General features: G+C 63.7%; 14 protein-coding genes. 8 read left to right on the forward strand and 6 right to left on the reverse strand.

Annotated features, from left to right (window positions below; genetic code table 11):
• Window positions 1–26: 26 nt before the first annotated feature.
• Window positions 27–299, reverse strand: a complete 273-nt coding sequence (locus tag NLY36_RS13820; RefSeq protein WP_023668649.1) for an usg protein — start codon at window positions 297–299, stop codon at window positions 27–29.
• A gap of 305 nt (window positions 300–604) precedes the next feature.
• Between NLY36_RS13820 and acs the strand changes: the two genes are divergently transcribed.
• The gene (acs, locus tag NLY36_RS13825) at window positions 605–2,560 is read left to right on the forward strand and encodes an acetate--CoA ligase (RefSeq protein WP_023726119.1); all 1,956 of its coding nucleotides are present in this window, start codon (window positions 605–607) and stop codon (window positions 2,558–2,560) included.
• Window positions 2,561–2,569: 9 nt separating this feature from the next.
• Window positions 2,570–3,307, forward strand: coding sequence for an MOSC domain-containing protein (locus tag NLY36_RS13830; RefSeq protein ID WP_023736830.1), 738 nt, complete (start codon window positions 2,570–2,572; stop codon window positions 3,305–3,307).
• Window positions 3,308–3,373: 66 nt separating this feature from the next.
• Here the strand turns inward: NLY36_RS13830 and NLY36_RS13835 are convergent, their stop codons facing one another.
• Together NLY36_RS13835 and NLY36_RS13840 are read right to left on the reverse strand one after the other, a co-directional pair.
• On the reverse strand, window positions 3,374–4,642 hold the full coding sequence (locus NLY36_RS13835; protein WP_023736829.1) for a class I SAM-dependent methyltransferase: 1,269 nt from the start codon (window positions 4,640–4,642) through the stop codon (window positions 3,374–3,376).
• A gap of 387 nt (window positions 4,643–5,029) precedes the next feature.
• Window positions 5,030–5,899, reverse strand: a complete 870-nt coding sequence (locus NLY36_RS13840) for a transglutaminase-like domain-containing protein (protein WP_023693194.1) — start codon at window positions 5,897–5,899, stop codon at window positions 5,030–5,032.
• Window positions 5,900–6,078: 179 nt separating this feature from the next.
• On the opposite strand from NLY36_RS13840, the gene NLY36_RS13845 reads away from it, so the two are divergent.
• Complete coding sequence (locus NLY36_RS13845) at window positions 6,079–6,744, forward strand: HAD-IA family hydrolase (RefSeq protein WP_023704958.1); 666 nt, start codon at window positions 6,079–6,081, stop codon at window positions 6,742–6,744.
• A 102-nt stretch (window positions 6,745–6,846) separates the two neighbouring features.
• Here the strand turns inward: NLY36_RS13845 and NLY36_RS13850 are convergent, their stop codons facing one another.
• Window positions 6,847–7,053 carry a DUF1674 domain-containing protein gene (locus NLY36_RS13850; protein WP_023688862.1) on the reverse strand — a complete coding sequence of 69 codons (207 nt, stop codon included), beginning with the start codon at window positions 7,051–7,053 and terminating at the stop codon, window positions 6,847–6,849.
• A 105-nt stretch (window positions 7,054–7,158) separates the two neighbouring features.
• Between NLY36_RS13850 and htpX the strand changes: the two genes are divergently transcribed.
• The gene (htpX, locus tag NLY36_RS13855) at window positions 7,159–8,184 is read left to right on the forward strand and encodes a zinc metalloprotease HtpX (RefSeq protein WP_023700198.1); all 1,026 of its coding nucleotides are present in this window, start codon (window positions 7,159–7,161) and stop codon (window positions 8,182–8,184) included.
• Entirely contained in the window at window positions 8,175–9,560 is a 1,386-nt protein-coding gene (locus NLY36_RS13860; RefSeq protein ID WP_023736828.1) for an RsmB/NOP family class I SAM-dependent RNA methyltransferase, read from the forward strand. The genes htpX and NLY36_RS13860 overlap by 10 nt, the downstream gene beginning before the upstream one ends.
• 258 nt (window positions 9,561–9,818) lie before the next feature.
• Here the strand turns inward: NLY36_RS13860 and NLY36_RS13865 are convergent, their stop codons facing one another.
• Window positions 9,819–10,730, reverse strand: a complete 912-nt coding sequence (locus NLY36_RS13865; RefSeq protein WP_032905197.1) for a phytanoyl-CoA dioxygenase family protein — start codon at window positions 10,728–10,730, stop codon at window positions 9,819–9,821.
• A gap of 99 nt (window positions 10,731–10,829) precedes the next feature.
• On the opposite strand from NLY36_RS13865, the gene NLY36_RS13870 reads away from it, so the two are divergent.
• The 3 genes from NLY36_RS13870 to purH all read left to right on the forward strand — a co-directional run bounded on the left by NLY36_RS13870 (window position 10,830) and on the right by purH (window position 15,351).
• Complete coding sequence (locus NLY36_RS13870; RefSeq protein ID WP_444848998.1) at window positions 10,830–11,687, forward strand: helix-turn-helix transcriptional regulator; 858 nt, start codon at window positions 10,830–10,832, stop codon at window positions 11,685–11,687.
• Between the two features lie 216 nt (window positions 11,688–11,903).
• Entirely contained in the window at window positions 11,904–13,628 is a 1,725-nt protein-coding gene (locus NLY36_RS13875) for a heparinase II/III family protein (RefSeq protein ID WP_023704963.1), read from the forward strand.
• Window positions 13,629–13,734: 106 nt separating this feature from the next.
• Window positions 13,735–15,351: a bifunctional phosphoribosylaminoimidazolecarboxamide formyltransferase/IMP cyclohydrolase gene (gene purH, locus NLY36_RS13880; protein WP_023736827.1), complete on the forward strand. Its 1,617-nt coding sequence runs from the start codon at window positions 13,735–13,737 to the stop codon at window positions 15,349–15,351.
• A gap of 44 nt (window positions 15,352–15,395) precedes the next feature.
• On the opposite strand, the gene NLY36_RS13885 is transcribed toward purH, so the two are convergent.
• Complete coding sequence (locus NLY36_RS13885) at window positions 15,396–16,775, reverse strand: MFS transporter (RefSeq protein WP_023736826.1); 1,380 nt, start codon at window positions 16,773–16,775, stop codon at window positions 15,396–15,398.
• Window positions 16,776–16,880 lie beyond the last annotated feature (105 nt).

Here is a 16,880-nt window from a genome sequence, read left to right on the forward strand (position 1 = left end):
AGGGGGGAGATCAGCTATACTGCCGCTCAGTGCAGCACGAACTCCCCATCCACCTTCCGCCATTCGTTCGGCGCGATCAGCTTCTGGTGCGTGTAGCTGATCGAATGCAGCGGCCCGTCGAGCCTGGCCTTCCAGAACTCGATGAACTTGATCAGCACCGGAAACTTCGGCGCCAGATCGTAATCCTGCCAGATGAAGCTCTGCAGCAGATGCGGGTGGTCGGGAAAATGGTACAGAATCTTGGCCGTGGTCAGGCCATACCCCTTGAGCATCAGGTCCATTTCGGAATGATCGCGCATGACAGCCCCTTGGCCTAGTTGATTCTCCATTCCTCCCAACACCGAATTGTGCGCGCCGTTCCTTAACTGTCTATGATTTTCCTGATCCCAGTCGGGTTTTATGCACGAAAACATGCAGTTAGCAGCGACCGCTGCCGAGTGCTGATACAACCGAGACGGGAGCTGCGGCATCCCGCCACGCGAATCCAACGTCTAATGTTGTCGTCAGCGCGGAACTGTTAATAATGCCGCCGAATTCGCGGCTGCGTCGCCGTGATCCTGGCTGTGGTCAAGCCGGCGGGGTGGTTTGGGAGGAAAGTGAAGACATGTCCGAGGTGAAGATCCACCGCGTCCAGCCGGCGTGGAAGAAGAATGCGCTGATCGACAACGACACCTACCTCAAATGGTATGCCGACAGCGTGAAGAATCCGGACAAGTTCTGGGGCAAGCACGGCAAGCGCATCGACTGGTTCAAGCCGTTCAGCAAGGTCAAGAACACCTCCTTCGAGGGCAAGGTCTCGATCAAATGGTTTGAGGACGGCGAAACCAACGTCTCCTACAACTGCATCGACCGCCATTTGAAGAAGCGCGGCAACCAGACAGCCATCATCTGGGAAGGCGACAATCCCTACGACGACAAGAAGATCACCTATAACGAGCTCTACGAGCATGTCTGCCGGCTCGCCAATGTGATGAAGAAGCACGGCGTCAGGAAGGGCGACCGCGTCACCATCTACATGCCGATGATCCCGGAAGCGGCCTACGCGATGCTGGCTTGCACCCGCATCGGCGCCATCCACTCGATCGTCTTCGGCGGCTTTTCACCGGACGCGCTGGCCGGCCGCATCGATGACTGCAAGTCGACCTTCGTCATCACGGCCGACGAGGGCCTGCGCGGCGGCAAGCCGATCCCGCTGAAGGAAAACACCGACAGAGCGATCGAAATCGCCGCCAAGGCCGGCACCAAGGTCGATAAGGTGGTCGTCGTGCGCCGCACCGGCGGCAAGACCGGCTGGGTTCAGGGACGCGACATCTGGTACCATGACGAGATCGCCACGGTGAAAGGCGACTGCAAGCCGGAGAAGATGAAGGCCGAGGATCCGCTGTTCATCCTCTATACCTCAGGCTCGACCGGCAAGCCGAAGGGCGTGCTGCACACCACCGCCGGCTATCTCGTCTATGTCTCGATGACCCACCAATATGTCTTCGACTACCATGATGGTGATATCTACTGGTGCACCGCCGATGTCGGTTGGGTCACCGGCCACAGCTACATCGTCTATGGCCCGCTCGCCAACGGCGCCACCACGCTGATGTTCGAGGGCGTGCCGAATTACCCCTCGCAGTCGCGCTTCTGGGAAGTCATCGACAAGCACAAGGTCAACATCTTCTACACTGCGCCGACGGCACTGCGCGCGCTGATGGGCGCCGGCGACGAACCGGTGAAGAAGACCTCGCGCAAGTCGCTGCGCGTGCTGGGCTCAGTCGGCGAACCGATCAATCCGGAAGCCTGGGAGTGGTATTTCAACATCGTCGGCAACGGCAAGGTGCCGATCGTCGACACATGGTGGCAGACCGAGACCGGCGGCATCCTGATCACGCCGCTGCCCGGCGCCACCGACCTCAAGGCTGGTTCGGCGACGCGGCCCTTCTTCGGCATCAGGCCGCAGCTGGTCGACGGCGAAGGTAGGGTGCTGGAAGGGGCGGCCGACGGCAATCTCTGCATCGCCGATTCCTGGCCCGGCCAGATGCGCACCGTCTATGGCGATCATTACCGCTTCGTGCAGACCTATTTCTCCACCTACAAGGGCAAATACTTCACCGGTGACGGCTGTCGCCGCGACGCCGATGGCTATTACTGGATCACTGGCCGCGTCGACGACGTCATCAACGTTTCCGGCCACCGCATGGGAACGGCCGAGGTCGAATCGGCGCTCGTCAGCCATGAGAAGGTGTCGGAAGCAGCTGTCGTCGGCTATCCCCACGACATCAAGGGCCAGGGCATCTACAGCTACGTTACCTTGATGAAAGGCGTGGAGCCGAGCGAGGAACTGCGCAAGGAGCTTGTCGCCCATGTCCGCAAGGAGATCGGCGCAATCGCCTCGCCCGACAAGCTGCAGTTCGCGCCCGGACTGCCGAAAACCCGCTCCGGCAAGATCATGCGCCGTATCCTGCGCAAGATCGCCGAGGACGATTTTTCCGCGCTCGGCGATACCTCGACACTGGCCGATCCGGCCGTGGTCGATGATCTGATCGCCAACCGCCAGAACAAGAAGGGCTGAGGGGATTTGATGGCTGCACTGGGCGCAGTCACGGAGCTCTGGCGTTACCCCGCTAGTTCGCTTGCCGGCGAACGCCAGGACGCCATTTCGGTCGGCCTTGAAACCATCGACGGCGACCGGCTGTTCGGCCTTGTCGATGTCTCGGACAATGAGATCGCGCGGCCCGACCGCGACGCCAAGTGGCACAAGGTGCCGCGCATCCGCACCCGGCTGAGCAAGGACCGCAAGCTGGAGATCGCCGTTCCCGACGGCGACTGGCTGGTAGCGCCGGGCGCTGAATGCGACAGCGCCGTCTCGACCTATCTCGGCTTCGCCGCCTCGATCCGGCCGTTCAGCCAGGACAACGCTCCCGGCTACACCGGCCCGCTGACCGCGGCGCGCTACCGCAAAGCGCCGATCCATCTCTTGACCACCGCATCGCTGGCCCGGCTCAAGGCGCTGCACCCCGAAGGCATTCCCGATCCGCGCCGCTTCCGCCCCAACATGGTCGTCGACATGGCGGCGGTCGAAGGCTCGTTTCCCGAGACCGAATGGATTGGCCGCAAGCTTGCCATCGGCGACCTGCTGGTGACCGTCTCGGAGCCGTGCCGCCGCTGCGGCTTCACCATCATCAGCCAGGACGGCTTTGACCACGATCCCGGCATCCTGCGCAATCTGGTCCGCCACAACGCCCATAATCTCGGCGTCTATTGCACTGTGGACAGGCCTGCCCGTGTCGAGATCGGCGCGCCGATGCGGTTCGTGTAGGCCTCTACCGCGAGGCAGCGAATCGCAGACCTTGGAAAGCGTGGGGTTCGGCCCCGAATCCTATCCCTACCGATACAGATCCGCCCGTGTCGGCGGCAGCCCGCTCGGCCCGCGTGCGCGTTTGGTGACGACGGTCTGAAAAATCTGCGCCGAGGCGCGCTCGAAGGTGATCGAGCAGCCGGTGAGATAAAGCAGCCACAGCCGTGCCTTGGCCTCGCCGACTTCGGCGACCGCCTCGTCGAAGCGAGCCTGTAGCCGCTCGGCCCACAGCCGGCAGGTGCGCGCATAGTGCTCGCGCAGATTCTCGACGTCGTAGACCAGGAAGCCATGCGCCTCCAGATTGCCCAGCGTCATGCCGATCGTGTCGAGTTCGCCGCCTGGGAAAATGTATTTGAGCAGCGCCTTGAACTCCGGCCCCTTGCGCAAGGTTTTCTTCAAGTCGCCCTTGCTGCGCCTGGTGATGGCGTGGTGCAGATAGATGCCGCCGGGCTTCAGCAAGCGATGGATGGTCTTGAAATAGGTGGCGTGGTTGGCGAGGCCGAGATGCTCGAACATGCCGATCGACGATATCTTGTCGAAGGAGCCTTTGAGTTCCGCATAGGATTTGATCTCGATGGTGATGCGGTCCTGCAGCCCTTCGGCGCGGATGCGCTCGCGGGCGAGATCGGTCTGCGCCTGCGACAGCGACACGCCATGGCCGACGACGCCGTAATTTTTGGCCGCATGGATCAGCATGGCGCCCCAGCCGCAGCCGATGTCGAGCAGCTTTTCGCCCGATTTCAGCCTGAGCTTGCGGCAGATATGGTCGAGCTTGTCGGCCTGCGCCTGGTCGATGCCATTGGCGAAATCCGTAAAGTAGCCGCAGCTGTAGACCATGCGCTCGTCGAGGAAGAGCCGGTAAAAGGCATTCGAAATGTCGTAGTGATGCTGGATCGCCTCCTGGCTCGACCCGCTGACATAGGGGTTGCGACCCGACAGATCGGTGCGTGCACTCATCTGCTTGCGTGACAGGAGCACCGCCGGCAGGTCGCGCAGGATCGCCAGCTTCGGCAGCGACTTGAGCTTGGTCCTGAGCTTGCCTTGCGACGGCAGTGCGTAGAAATCGAAAATCGTCCCGTCTTCGATGTCTATCGTCTTGGAGATCCACATCTCGATCAGCGTCGACAACGATGGCCGCTTCACCACCTGCCAGACGATGTCCTGGTCGTTGATGGTGAGCACGGGCCCGATGGCGGGACCGATCCGCTCGCCGGTCCACAGCTTGACCGCAAAACCCGGCTTCAGCGTTTCGATCACCGTTCGCACGATGCGCGCGGCCTTCTCGGCTGCCTCCATGGCCATCCTCCCGAGTCCTGACAATCCACCTTGCATGGATTTTGCCCGCCCTCGCGGCTCTTCGCAACCCGGCGCAAAAGGCGGCTCGCCAGCTATTTCAAATCGGCATCTTGTTTTTTGCTGCAACGCACCCCATCATCTGTACGTGTTCAACAAATCGAAAGGAGGTGATCCGATGTCGAGTGATTTCGTTTTCCAGAACGTGGCCTCAGCGGATTGCACTTTCGGGAAGCAGTCTTCCCGTTAAGGCGCGATAAGCGCGGCGGGTGACCTCGGTCGCCGCCATTGGCCGCGCCACGGACGGAAACACGGAAGGCCGCCGGCTTCGTCAAGAAGCGGCGGCCTTTTCCATTTCCGGATTGTGTGTCGAAGCGAATCAGAATCCGGTCACGCCAGCATCCGCGCACTGACGGTCTTGTCGACGCCGTGATAGGGCGGGTTGAACAGATTGCCTTCCTGCTCATAGGTCCAGACCTTGAACAGCGAGAGCTGATGCGGGCCGAAGCTGTGCAGCAGCGGCACATCCGTGGCATCACGACCGCGCGCGATGACGACGCGGCCTATCCTCGGACGATTATGACGGGGGTCGAACGTGTACCATTTGCCGTCGAGGAACACTTCCATCCAGGCCGAAAAATCCATCGGCGCCGGGTCGGCCGGCACGCCGATGTCGCCGAGATAGCCGTTCACATAGCGGGCCGGGATGTTCATGCAGCGGCAGAGCGTGATCGCCAGATGGGCGAAGTCGCGGCATACACCAACCTGCTCCTCATGCGCTTGGGCTGCGGTGCGCGTCGACCGCGCATAGCCATAGCCGAAGGACAGCCGGTTGTGGACATAGTCGACGATCGCCTGCACCCGCGCCCAGCCGGAGGGAACATGGCCGAAAAGCTGCCAGGCCAGACTGCTCAGATGATCGGTCTCGCAATAGCGGCTGCCGAGGAGGTAGCCGAGCACATCGTCCGGCAGTTCCGCCACCGGCACTTCCCTGGCCAGCGTGTTGACCGCGTCAGGCTCCCCGCTGTCCTCGACGGCTGCGTCATAGAGAATGCGGAAACTGCCGGCGGGTGCGGTGAAGCGGCGGCAGGTATTGCCGAACAGATCGTGATAGACCTTGCTCGGCACTGAAGGCGACGTCAGCACGCGTGTCTGCCGTTTGATGTCGGCCTGACGATCCCTGTGGATATCAAGCAGCGAGATGACCGGCGTGGCGCCGACGCATTCAATGGCGATTTCGTAGCCGAGCCGGATCAGCACAATGATTGCCCCTTCGATCCCGTGGAAAACAGTATGCTCAAAACGCCAGAGGCGGGACCATGGTTCCCTGGAACTATCGAAAGGCTCTCCCGCGGCTTCCCAGGCAGGCGTGGCGACGTTACGGTCGCATGACATGTTTCGACCCTCCCGAAACGATCCCTAACCCCGTGGAAAATCTGATGTTTGCAGGCAGAAAATTCGCCGCGTTCCTGTTCGATATGGATGGCACGGTGCTCAATTCGATCGCCTCGGCCGAGCGCGTCTGGGCGGCGTGGGCGCTTAAGCACGGTCTCGACGTCGAAGCCTTCCTGCCGACGATCCATGGCGTGCGGGCGGTCGAGACCATCACCAGGCTGGCGCTTCCCGGCCTCGACCCTGTTCATGAGGCGTTTGTGCTGTTGCAGGCCGAGTCGGACGATGTCGAAGGCGTGCTGCCGATCGCCGGCGCCGTGCCGTTCCTCAACGCTTTGCCGCCAGAGCGCTGGGCGATCGTCACCTCGGCGCCGCGCCCGTTGGCGCTGCTGCGCATGCGGGCCGCCGGCATCCCGGTTCCCGCCTTGGTGGTCGCGGCCGAGGATGTGTCGCACGGCAAGCCGGCGCCCGACTGTTTCCTGCTGGCGGCAAAACGGCTCGGCGTCGATATCGGCGACTGTCTGGTCTTCGAGGACGCACCGGCCGGTATCGCGGCGGCGGAAGCAGCGGGCGCGTCGGTGATGGTGATCAGCGCCACTCACCAGCATCCAATGACGACTCAGCACAACTCGATTGGCGGCTACGAAACCGTCTCCATCGCCATCGATGACAGCGGCTGGATGACGCTGGGGGCACAGCGCAGCGCGGCCTGAGGAACTGGAGGACTGGAGGACTGGAGGACTGGAGGACTGCTATGCGCCTTTTTCTTCAACTCTTCAGTTCACCAGTTCCCCAGTTCTTCCGTTCCTGAACCCCTAGAAATCGCTAGCCAGTCCCTTCACTTCCCAGTCGCCGTAGCGGCCGGGTTCCTTGCCGCCGCGGCCGCCGATTTCCTTCGGCAACGCAGCTTCCTTCTGGCGATACGCTTCACGGCGCGCCTCGGCTTCAGCCAGCGCCCGGCTGGCCGCCGGCGTCAGGTCCTTCTCCCGGTCGGCATCAGCTTTGCTGGGTTGGTCGGTCATGCGATAGTCCGGGCGGATTGAAACGAAGGGCGGCGTTTCCCATCATATAGCCATGAGTTCACCCCGATCGACCTTTTTTTGCCACGGCCGCACAGGGAGCAGATGATGAGCACGCTACGCACCACCATGCTCCTGGCCGCGATGACGGCGCTGTTCATGGGCGTCGGTTTTCTGATCGGCGGCACCGGCGGCATGATGATCGCCTTCCTGGTCGCCGCGGGCACCAATCTGTTCAGCTACTGGAATGCCGACAAGATGGTGCTGTCGATGAACCGCGCCGTCGAGGTCAACGCGAAGAACGCGCCCGAATTCCACGCCATCGTCGAGGCGTTGGCCAAGCAGGCCGGCCTGCCGATGCCCAAGACCTATCTGATCGACAATCCGCAGCCGAACGCCTTCGCCACCGGCCGCAATCCCGAGAACGCCGCGGTCGCGGCCTCGACCGGGCTGCTGGAGCGCCTGTCGCATGAGGAGGTGGCGGCAGTCATGGCGCATGAGCTGGCCCACATCCAGCATCGAGACACGCTGACCATGACCATTGTCGCGACACTCGCCGGCGCCATCTCGATGCTCGGCAATTTCGCCTTCTTCTTCGGCGGCAGCCGCGACAACAACAACCCGTTCGGCTTTGTCGGCGTGCTGGTGGCGATGCTGGTCGCGCCCTTCGCCGCCATGATCGTGCAGATGGCGGTCAGCCGCACCCGCGAATACGAGGCCGACCGGCGCGGCGCCGAAATCGTTGGAAATCCGCTTTGGCTGGCATCAGCGCTTGACAAGATCGCCCGCGGCGCCGAACGCATCCGCAACCCGGATGCCGAACGCAATCCCGCGACCGCGCATCTCTTCATTATCAATCCTCTTCACGGCGAGCGAATGGACAGCCTGTTTTCGACCCACCCGAACACCGACAACCGCATCGCCGCGCTGCAGGCGATGGCGCGCGACATGGCAGGCCGCCAGCCGGCGCCGCGCCAGGCGCCGACGCCAGAGCCGATCGAAGAATTGCCGGCCGATGCCGAGCAAGGTCCGTGGGGCAAGGCAGCACGCCCCACGCAGCCGACCAAACCGGCCAAGCCGAAAGCCAATCCGTGGGGCCGCAATCCGACCGGACCCAAAGGTCCGTGGTCGTGAGCGGCGCCAGATCCCGGCCCGCACATTCAGGCGATCGCGAAAACAGCTCGGACGAATTCGTCGCCGGCCTCGCCGCGCGCAAGGCAGCGGCGCGGCTGCTGGCCGCCGTTATCGACGCCAAGACGCCGCTCGACGGGCTGACGGACCACGAGAACGGCCATCCGCAATACAAGGTGCTCGACCTGCGCGACCGCGGCCTGGTGCGCGCCATACTGGTGACCGCGCTGCGCTACCGCATGACCATTGCCGGGCTCCTCGCCCGCCGCCTTGAAAAGCCGCTGCCACCCAACGCCACAGCTTTGTCGCACATCCTGCATGTTGCGGCGGCGCAGATCCTGTTCCTCGACATCCCCGACAGCGCCGCCGTCGATTTGGCTGTGACCCACGCCAAGTCGGACCCACGCACGCAGCGCTTTTCCGGCCTCGTTAATGGCGTGCTGCGCACTTTGGTGCGCGCCAAGGAGACCGAACTGCCGGCAGCTCTTGCCGCCACCGACGAGGCGCCAAAATGGTTCTCCGACCGGCTGAAGGCCGCCTATGGCGCCGAGATGACCAGACAGATCCTGGCGGCGCATCGCGTTGAGGCGCCGGTCGATTTCACGGTCAAGGCCGATCCCGAATTGTGGGCCGAAAAGTTCGGCGGCATCGTGCTGCCGACCGGCACGGTGCGAGTGGAAAAGCTCAGCGCCTCCGTCACCGAACTGCCGGGCTTCAGCGAAGGCGCATGGTGGGTCCAGGACGCCGCCGCCAGTTTTCCGGCGCGGCTGTTCGGCGATGTCAAAGGATTACGCGTCGCCGACCTCTGCGCCGCCCCCGGCGGCAAGACCGCTCAGCTTATCCTTGCCGGCGCCAAAGTCACCGCCTTGGACACCTCGAAGAACCGGCTGGCGCGGCTGACGCAGAACCTCGAACGGCTTGGGCTGTCCGCCGAGATCGTGCAGGCCGATCTGCTGAAATACCAGCCGGCGGAGCTTTTCGACGCCGTCCTGCTCGACGCGCCCTGCTCTTCCACCGGCACGGTTCGGCGCCACCCGGACGTGCCATGGACCAAGACGGCAGCCGACGTCGAAAAGCTAGCCGATCTGCAAGCAAAGCTGCTCGCCCGCGCCGTCACTTTGGTCAAACCGGGCGGCCGGATTGTTTTTTCCAACTGTTCGCTGGACCCGATCGAAGGCGAGGATCTGTATCGCGCCTTTCTGGCCGGCAGCAAGACCGTCGCCGACGATCCGCTGCAGCCCGGCGAAATCGCCGGCATCGACGCCTTCCTGACCCCGCAAGGCACGCTGCGCACCACACCCGCCGATCTTGACCTTGGTTCGCCAGGGGTTTCCGGCCTGGACGGCTTCTTCGCCGCCCGCATGCGACGTGTCGCCTAGGATTTTGTCGGCAGAGCCGCAGCCCTTCGTGACTTCGTCATCCACGGGCGGAGCAAGGAGCGTAGCGACGCAGCGCAGACCCGAGGATGCCATGCCGCGACACATGAGCGCCGCTACGGTCCAGAATTCTGCTCCGCCGCACTCCACGGCCCAGGTCACGGAATGGATCCCAGGGTCTCCGCGACGGAGCTTCGCTCCTGCTTCGCCCTGGGATGACGAAGTGCGAATGCCTCGACTAATCCCGAACGGCTGCGCCCCCTAAAGCATGTCGTCCAGGGACCAGTGCTTCCCCCACCTTGCATCGATCTCATCATCGACATTCTGGTAGCGGATATCGGTGGAGAGCCGGATACGCCCCTCCGCACTCTGGTTGGTCGTCGAGGCGTGGATCATGTAGGGCGAGTGGAGGACGACATCGCCGGCCTCGAAGTCCGCGATCAGCCAGCGTGTATCGAACCGCTCCGCCATGTCGGGCAGGTCCTTCGACACCCAGCCGCCCTCGCTCATGTTCCTGTTGTAGGCGCTGATGCGCTCCTGCGGGCTCAGCCCGGCATTGTCCCTGGCGAACCGGGCCTCCATGTCGAGGCCGATGGCGTGCGATCCCTCGAGATAAACCAGGCCGCCCATGTCGACGGGAACGTCGCCGATCGGGATCCAGGCCGTGACGATGCGGCTGGTGCCGCCGCGAAGATAGACGAGATCGTAATGCGCCGGCGTCGCCACGGTGGTGCCCGGTTGGGTGAAGCGCATGATCTTGCGCTTGTGCAAATAGGACAGCCCGCCGACGAACGCATCCATCAGCCGGGCCATCCGGGGCTGTGCGCAGAACCCTTCATAGGCGGTGGAGCGAACCAGCGCCATCAACCGGCGATCGGCGAGCTGACGGTCGAACGTGCCGGCCGCCAGGCCAAGCGCGGGATCGGACCCGGGCTGCAGCAAGCCGGTGTCGGCCAGATACGAAAACACCCAGCCGCGAAAATCTATGACGTCGCGGCGCGGCAGGATACCTTTCAGCCAGACATAGCCTTGCTCGGCAAGGAGGCCTCGAATGGCATCGATGCCGATCCCGGCGTCGGTTGGCACGAGATGACCCAACCGGTTCGGCGCCATCGATAATGTCTTGCCGTTGGCGTTCAGATCGATTGACGCAACAGGACTCCGTCGTTGCATGCCACCTGTTGAGCTTGACATTTCAGCCACCTGCGATTTTCCATCCTTAGCTGGAAATGCCATACTGTTTGCACACTCGCCCATGGACGTAACGAAGCCATGGACTTTTCGCTCATGAACGATCTCTCTTACGCACTCTACAGATCCGCACCGGCCGCGGCCGGCGGCCTGTCGGTTACAGGGATTGGTCGGCATCGCGTCACGCAGGCGATCCAAGCGCGCAAATTGCCGGAATTCGCCGTGGTGCTGATTGAGAACGGTCAAGGCTGGCTTGAAACCAGGACTGCCGGCATGCAGACGATCCAAGCGCCGGCCCTGTTCTGGCTGCTTCCCGGGAGGATGCATTCCTACGGGCCGGACGCATCGGGCTGGCTCGAACGCTGGGCGCTCTTCGACGGCGCCTTGATACGCGATTTCACCCGGCTGCGGCTGATTGCCGAGGACGCCCCTGTCGTCCCCTTGCGCGACCTCGGCAAAATGCAGCGGCTGTTCGACAGGCTGCATGGTGAGCTGTCGCTCGATACGATGCTGAGCCAGGCAGAAGCCGCCGCCACGATGCATCGCATCGTCGTGCGTGCCGCCCGCCAGGCAATGGATTGGAACAACCGTCAACGAAACCCCAGCCTCCAGGATGCCGCCGACATGCAGCCCATCGTCGACGAATTGCGCCGCTGCGCGTGCGACCCGGTCGATCTCGATGCCTTCGCCGCGAAATTCTCGATGTCGCCGGCAACCTTGCGGCGCAGATTTGCGCGGGCAGCCGGCATGTCGCCCAAGGCCTTCCAACTGCGCACGAGGCTCGACCGCGCCAAACAGATGCTGGCCGCCTCCGATTCGCCCATCGAGTCCATTGCGGCCGCCGTCGGCATCCACGACGCCTTCTATTTCTCCCGTCTGTTTCGCGACCGGGAAAACTGTTCGCCCAGCGAATTTCGGTCTCGCCACAACCGCAAGTGAGTGCCGGATTGCCGGGCATAAACCCGCGAAGCGCTTGACTTTTTTCGGGGCGGGTCGGTGGCCGGCAGCGTGAGGCGCTTCACGTCGGCGGAATTCGACTTCGCACAAGTTCTTGAATCATATAAGCTTCGCTGGGGTACCGGAACATGATGCCGAAAAGTGTGACGCGGTTTTCGGGCGACAGCATGCTCTATCTCCAGGCGACGAGGAGGGGTTTTGGCACTGGCTGCCGGCAGCACGACACGTCTGTGGACGCTTGTCGCTAAGGAGTTTTGGCGCAAGACGCGCCGGCGCCTTCGCGCAGGGCCAGTCTATCGCTGGCGCTATTCCGGGCGCACGCCCGAACGCGTCCTGATTGCACCGCCCGACCTCAGGCTCGCCGATCCGCAGATCGCGCTCGAGATCTACTATGGCCGCTATCCGCTGTCGGGACACCTCGTCGAGACCGGCGGCAAATCGCCATTCCAGATCGATGTCGCCAATCGCGGCTGGGTGAAGACGCTGCACGGCTTTCGTTGGCTGCGCCATATGCGCGCCGCCGGCACCGAGCTGGCCGCCGCCAATGCACGCGCGCTTGTCTCCGACTGGGTCGCCATGCATGGCAACCAGATTTCCGGCATAGCCTGGGAGCCCGGCACCACCGCCAAGCGCGTCATTGCCTGGTTGCAACACTCGTCGGTTGTCCTACAAGGGGCCGAATTTCCGTTCTATCGCGCCTTCCTGAAATCGCTCGCCGTGCAGATCCGCTATCTCCGCTCGATGGCGCGCGAAATGCCGGACGGCAAGGACAGGCTGCGCGCTCGCATCGCGCTTGCCTTCGCCGCGCTGTCGCTGCCGGCGCCGGCCTCCGCACTGCGCGGCGCCACCCGCAACCTGGCGGAAGAACTCGACCGCCAGATCCTTCCCGATGGCGGCCATATTTCGCGCAACCCGATGGCGGTGCTCGAACTGCTCGCCGATCTCCTGCCGCTGCGTCAGACCTATGCCAATCAGGCCGAAACGCCACCGGCAGCCCTGATGGGCGCCATCGACCGCATGCTGCCGGCGCTCCGTTTCTTCCGCCATCAGGATGGCAGCCTGGCCCGCTTCAACGGCATGGGCGCGACCATCCACGACCGCATTGCCACCATCTTGCGCCACGACGACACCGCCGGCGCGCCGCTGCTGCACGCGCCGCATTCCGGCTATGAGCGGCTGTGTATGGGCGGCGTTACGGTGATTGCCGATACCGGCCCGTCGCCGGCCGTCGATGTGTCCAACGCCGCGCATGCCGGGTGCCTGGCCTTCGAACTCTCGTCCGGCCGCCAGCATTATATCGTCAATGCCGGCATCGACACCTATGGCGCCGCCGAGTTCCGGCCGCTGGCCCGTGCCACCGCGGCGCATTCGACCGCCACCATCAACGACACTTCGTCGGCGCGGTTTTCCCATTCGCTGCGCGTCAACGACCTGCTCGGCTCACCCTTGCTCGGCGGCCCGCAGCATGTGCCTTGCAAGCGCATCGACCAGAAGGGCACGCAAGGCTTCATCGCCCGCCATGACGGCTATATGCAGCGCTTTGGCTTCCTGCATGAGCGCGAGCTGAAACTGTCGAGCGAGGGCAATGTGCTCGCCGGCAGGGATCGCTTCCTCCGCCCGGGCGGTGCGGCGATCCGCAACAATGGCCGCGACTTCGTCGTGGTGCGCTTCCACATCCACCCTGATATCAACCTTTTGCAGGACGAGCATGACCGCCTGGTGCTGACCGCCGACCAGGCCGACACCTGGGTGTTCACCTGCACCGAAGTGGTGCCGGAGGTCGAGGAATCGATCTATTTCGCCGGCCTTGGCGGCCCGCGCCGCAGCCGCCAGATCGTGCTCGCCTTCAAGGCCTCGGAGATCGCCGAGGTGCATTGGCAGCTCACGCGCACCGGCATCGCCGGCTATCCCGAGAACAGCTGAGCGTCGTTGCCGGCGCCGGCTTGATCGAGCTTCCGGCTTGATTTCCTGACCTCATGTGCTACGGCCCGGCAACGCTCTCCAATCAGCCCTGAAAGGCCGCCAGCCCATGGCCGTCGCCGCCAAGAACATTCCGGCACCCGACCTCGTTCCGGTCCGCCGCGCCCTGCTTTCCGTCTTCGACAAGACCGGCCTGATCGACTTCGCCAAAGGGCTGGTCGCGGCCGGCGTCGAGCTGGTCTCGACCGGAGGTACGGCAAAGGCGATCGCCGAGGCGGGGCTGGCGGTGCGTGACGTCTCGGAACTGACAGGCTTTCCCGAGATCATGGACGGCCGCGTCAAGACGCTGCACCCGTCGGTGCATGGCGCGCTGCTCGGCGTGCGCGACGATCCCGAACACGCCAAGGCGATGCACGATCACGGTATCGAGCCGATCGATCTGCTCGTCTCCAATCTCTACCCGTTCGAGGAGGTCCGCCGTTCCGGCGCCGACTATGCCGCTGTTGTCGAGAACATCGACATTGGCGGCCCGGCGATGATCCGCGCTTCGGCCAAGAATCACGCCTATGTCGCCATCGTCACCGATCCCGGCGACTACGCCTCGGTGCTGAACGCGCTGGAGATGAACATCGGCTCGCTGTCGCTGGATTTCCGCCAGAAGCTGGCGGCCAAGGCCTTTGCCCGCACCGCCAGCTACGATGCGGCGATCTCCGGCTGGTTCGCCGAAACGCTTGAGATCGAGCACCCGACCTGGCGCGCCTTCGGCGGCAGGCTGGAAAGCGTCATGCGCTATGGCGAGAACCCGCATCAGAGCGCCGGCTTCTACGTCAATGGCGACAAGCGGCCGGGGGTCGCCACGGCCCGCCAGCTGCAGGGGAAGCAGCTGTCCTACAACAACATCAATGACACCGACGCCGCCTTCGAGCTGGTTGGCGAGTTCGACCCCAACCGCTGCGCCGCCGTTGCCATCATCAAGCACGCCAACCCGTGCGGCGTCGCCGAGGGCGCTTCGCTGTCGGCTGCCTATGCCAGGGCGCTGGCCTGCGACCCGGTCTCGGCCTTCGGCGGTATCATCGCCATGAACCGCATCCTTGATGCCGAAGCGGCTCAGGAGATCGTAAAAACCTTCACCGAGGTGATCATCGCGCCGAACGCTTCGGAGGACGCTGTCCGCATCATCGCCGCCAAAAAGAATTTGCGACTGCTGGTCACCGGCGGTCTGCCCGATCCGCACGCCGGCGGCATCACTGTGAAATCCGTCGCTGGCGGCATGCTCGTCCAGGGCCGCGACAACGCGGTGGTCGACGATTTCGAACTGAAGGTGGTGACCAGGCGCGCGCCGACGGCGGCCGAGATGGCCGACCTCAAATTCGCTTTCCGCATCGCTAAGCACGTCAAGTCGAACGCCATCGTTTACGCCAAGGACGGCGCCACGGTCGGCATCGGCGCCGGGCAGATGAGCCGCGTCGATTCCTCGCGCATCGCCGCCCACAAGGCGCTCGACGCGGCGGAAGCAGCTGGCCTCGCGGAGCCGTTGACCAAGGGCTCGGTGGTCGCCTCCGACGCTTTCTTCCCTTTCGCCGACGGGCTCATATCCGCGATCGAAGCCGGCGCCACGGCGGTGATCCAGCCCGGCGGCTCGATGCGCGACGACGACGTTATCGCCGCTGCCGACGCGCATGGCATCGCCATGGTGTTTACCGGCGTGAGGCATTTCAGGCATTGAGCGCCTCTGCCTTTTCCCACAAGGGGAGAAGGAAAAGTGCGGCGCTATTCCACTGGCTGATCCGCCGGGTACGGCGTCCAGATCAATATCGCGATCCCAACGCCCAGGAACAGCACGATGGCCGCCATGCCGAGCCGCGCCGAGCCGCTGGCGAGCGTGATCGACGCCACCATGAACGGCGCCAGGAAACTCGTCGCCCTTCCGGCCAGCGCATAGATGCCGAAATAGCGGCCGGATTCGGCCGCGGTCACGCTGCGCGCCATGTAGGAGCGTGACGACGCCTGCACCGGTCCGAACGCCAGCCCGATCAACAGGCCATAGAAAATGTAGGCCTTTTCCGCCGCCGTGCCGAACAGGCCGCCACTATCGGCTCCCGGCATCATCCAGGCGCCGAACAGCGTGTAGCCTGGCCCGGTCGAAACGATGCCGATGGTGGCGATGCTGAGCAGGACGAGCGAAATCATCACGATGGTCTTGGAGCCAAGCGCGGTGTCCAGCCATGCGGCAACCAGGCAGCCGACGATGGCGACGACGTTGAGAATAATGCCGAACATGCCGATCTCGGTGATCGACCAATGGAACATCGCTGCCGCAAAGGTGCCGCCCAAAGCGAGCAGCGCATTGACGCCGTCCTGATAAATCATGCGGGCGACAAGGAAGCGGAAGATGCCTTTGCGCCGGCGCACTTCAGTCAGCGTCGACTTCAGTTCCGACAGCCCCTCGCGCACCGCCGGCCCGATCGGAATGCCTTTGATGGCGTCTGGCGTGAAGAAGAACATCGGCAGGATGAACAGGAAATACCAGCCGGCCGACAGCGGCCCGGTGGCGCGCGCGTCCTCGCCGAGTTTCGGGTCGAGCCCAAAGAGCGGGTCGATGCCGATGATCGTCTTGCCGGTCTCCGGCGAACCCGCCAGACAGGCGACGACAAAGATCAGCGCGATCATGCCGCCGAGATAACCAAGTCCCCAGGCAATGTTGGAGACGTGGCCGATCTCGCTCTTCGGCACCAGGCGCGGCATCATCGAATCGTTGAACACGGTCGAGAATTCCGCCGCGACCGAAGCGAGAGAAAAGAACAGCACCACCAGGAAAAGGTTCGAGCCGGGAGCGGCGAACCATAGCAGGCAAAGGCTGATGATCTTGATCGAGGCGAAGAACGCAATCCATGGCTTGCGCGGCCCGGTCTGGTCGGCAATCGAGCCGAGGATGGGAGACAGCACGGCAATGACCAGGCCCGCAACAGCGATGCCGTAGCCCCAGGCCGCCTGGCCTGAGACCGGATCGCTCGCCATGCGCGAGACGAAATAAGGCCCGAAGATGAAGGTGGTGACGACGGTGAAAAACGGCTGCGCCGCCCAGTCGAAGAACATCCACCCCCAGATGCCACGCCCGGATGCCCGCTGCACTGCATCTATCGCCGCCATGATGATTCCCCCGGACACCGCGCTTGTCGGACGCCATGTCTGCATGTTTCGAATGCTCATGCAAACCGCCAAAGATTCGCGCTGCCCCTCACCTGGATGTCGCCG

The organism is Mesorhizobium sp. C399B, assembly GCF_030323185.1.
In the GTDB taxonomy this organism is placed as follows: Bacteria; Pseudomonadota; Alphaproteobacteria; order Rhizobiales; family Rhizobiaceae; genus Mesorhizobium.

Coding starts and splice junctions, on each gene's coding strand:
- NLY36_RS13885 (WP_023736826.1), bottom strand. CDS start 16,775: ATGGCGGCGATAGATGCAGTGCAGCGGGCATCCGGGCGTGGCATCTGG.
- NLY36_RS13850 (WP_023688862.1), bottom strand. CDS start 7,053: ATGACCGACCAACCCAGCAAAGCTGATGCCGACCGGGAGAAGGACCTG.
- purH (WP_023736827.1), top strand. CDS start 13,735: ATGGCCGTCGCCGCCAAGAACATTCCGGCACCCGACCTCGTTCCGGTC.
- NLY36_RS13870 (WP_444848998.1), top strand. CDS start 10,830: ATGGACTTTTCGCTCATGAACGATCTCTCTTACGCACTCTACAGATCC.
- acs (WP_023726119.1), top strand. CDS start 605: ATGTCCGAGGTGAAGATCCACCGCGTCCAGCCGGCGTGGAAGAAGAAT.
- htpX (WP_023700198.1), top strand. CDS start 7,159: ATGAGCACGCTACGCACCACCATGCTCCTGGCCGCGATGACGGCGCTG.
- NLY36_RS13820 (WP_023668649.1), bottom strand. CDS start 299: ATGCGCGATCATTCCGAAATGGACCTGATGCTCAAGGGGTATGGCCTG.
- NLY36_RS13845 (WP_023704958.1), top strand. CDS start 6,079: ATGTTTGCAGGCAGAAAATTCGCCGCGTTCCTGTTCGATATGGATGGC.
- NLY36_RS13835 (WP_023736829.1), bottom strand. CDS start 4,642: ATGGAGGCAGCCGAGAAGGCCGCGCGCATCGTGCGAACGGTGATCGAA.
- NLY36_RS13830 (WP_023736830.1), top strand. CDS start 2,570: ATGGCTGCACTGGGCGCAGTCACGGAGCTCTGGCGTTACCCCGCTAGT.
- NLY36_RS13865 (WP_032905197.1), bottom strand. CDS start 10,730: ATGCAACGACGGAGTCCTGTTGCGTCAATCGATCTGAACGCCAACGGC.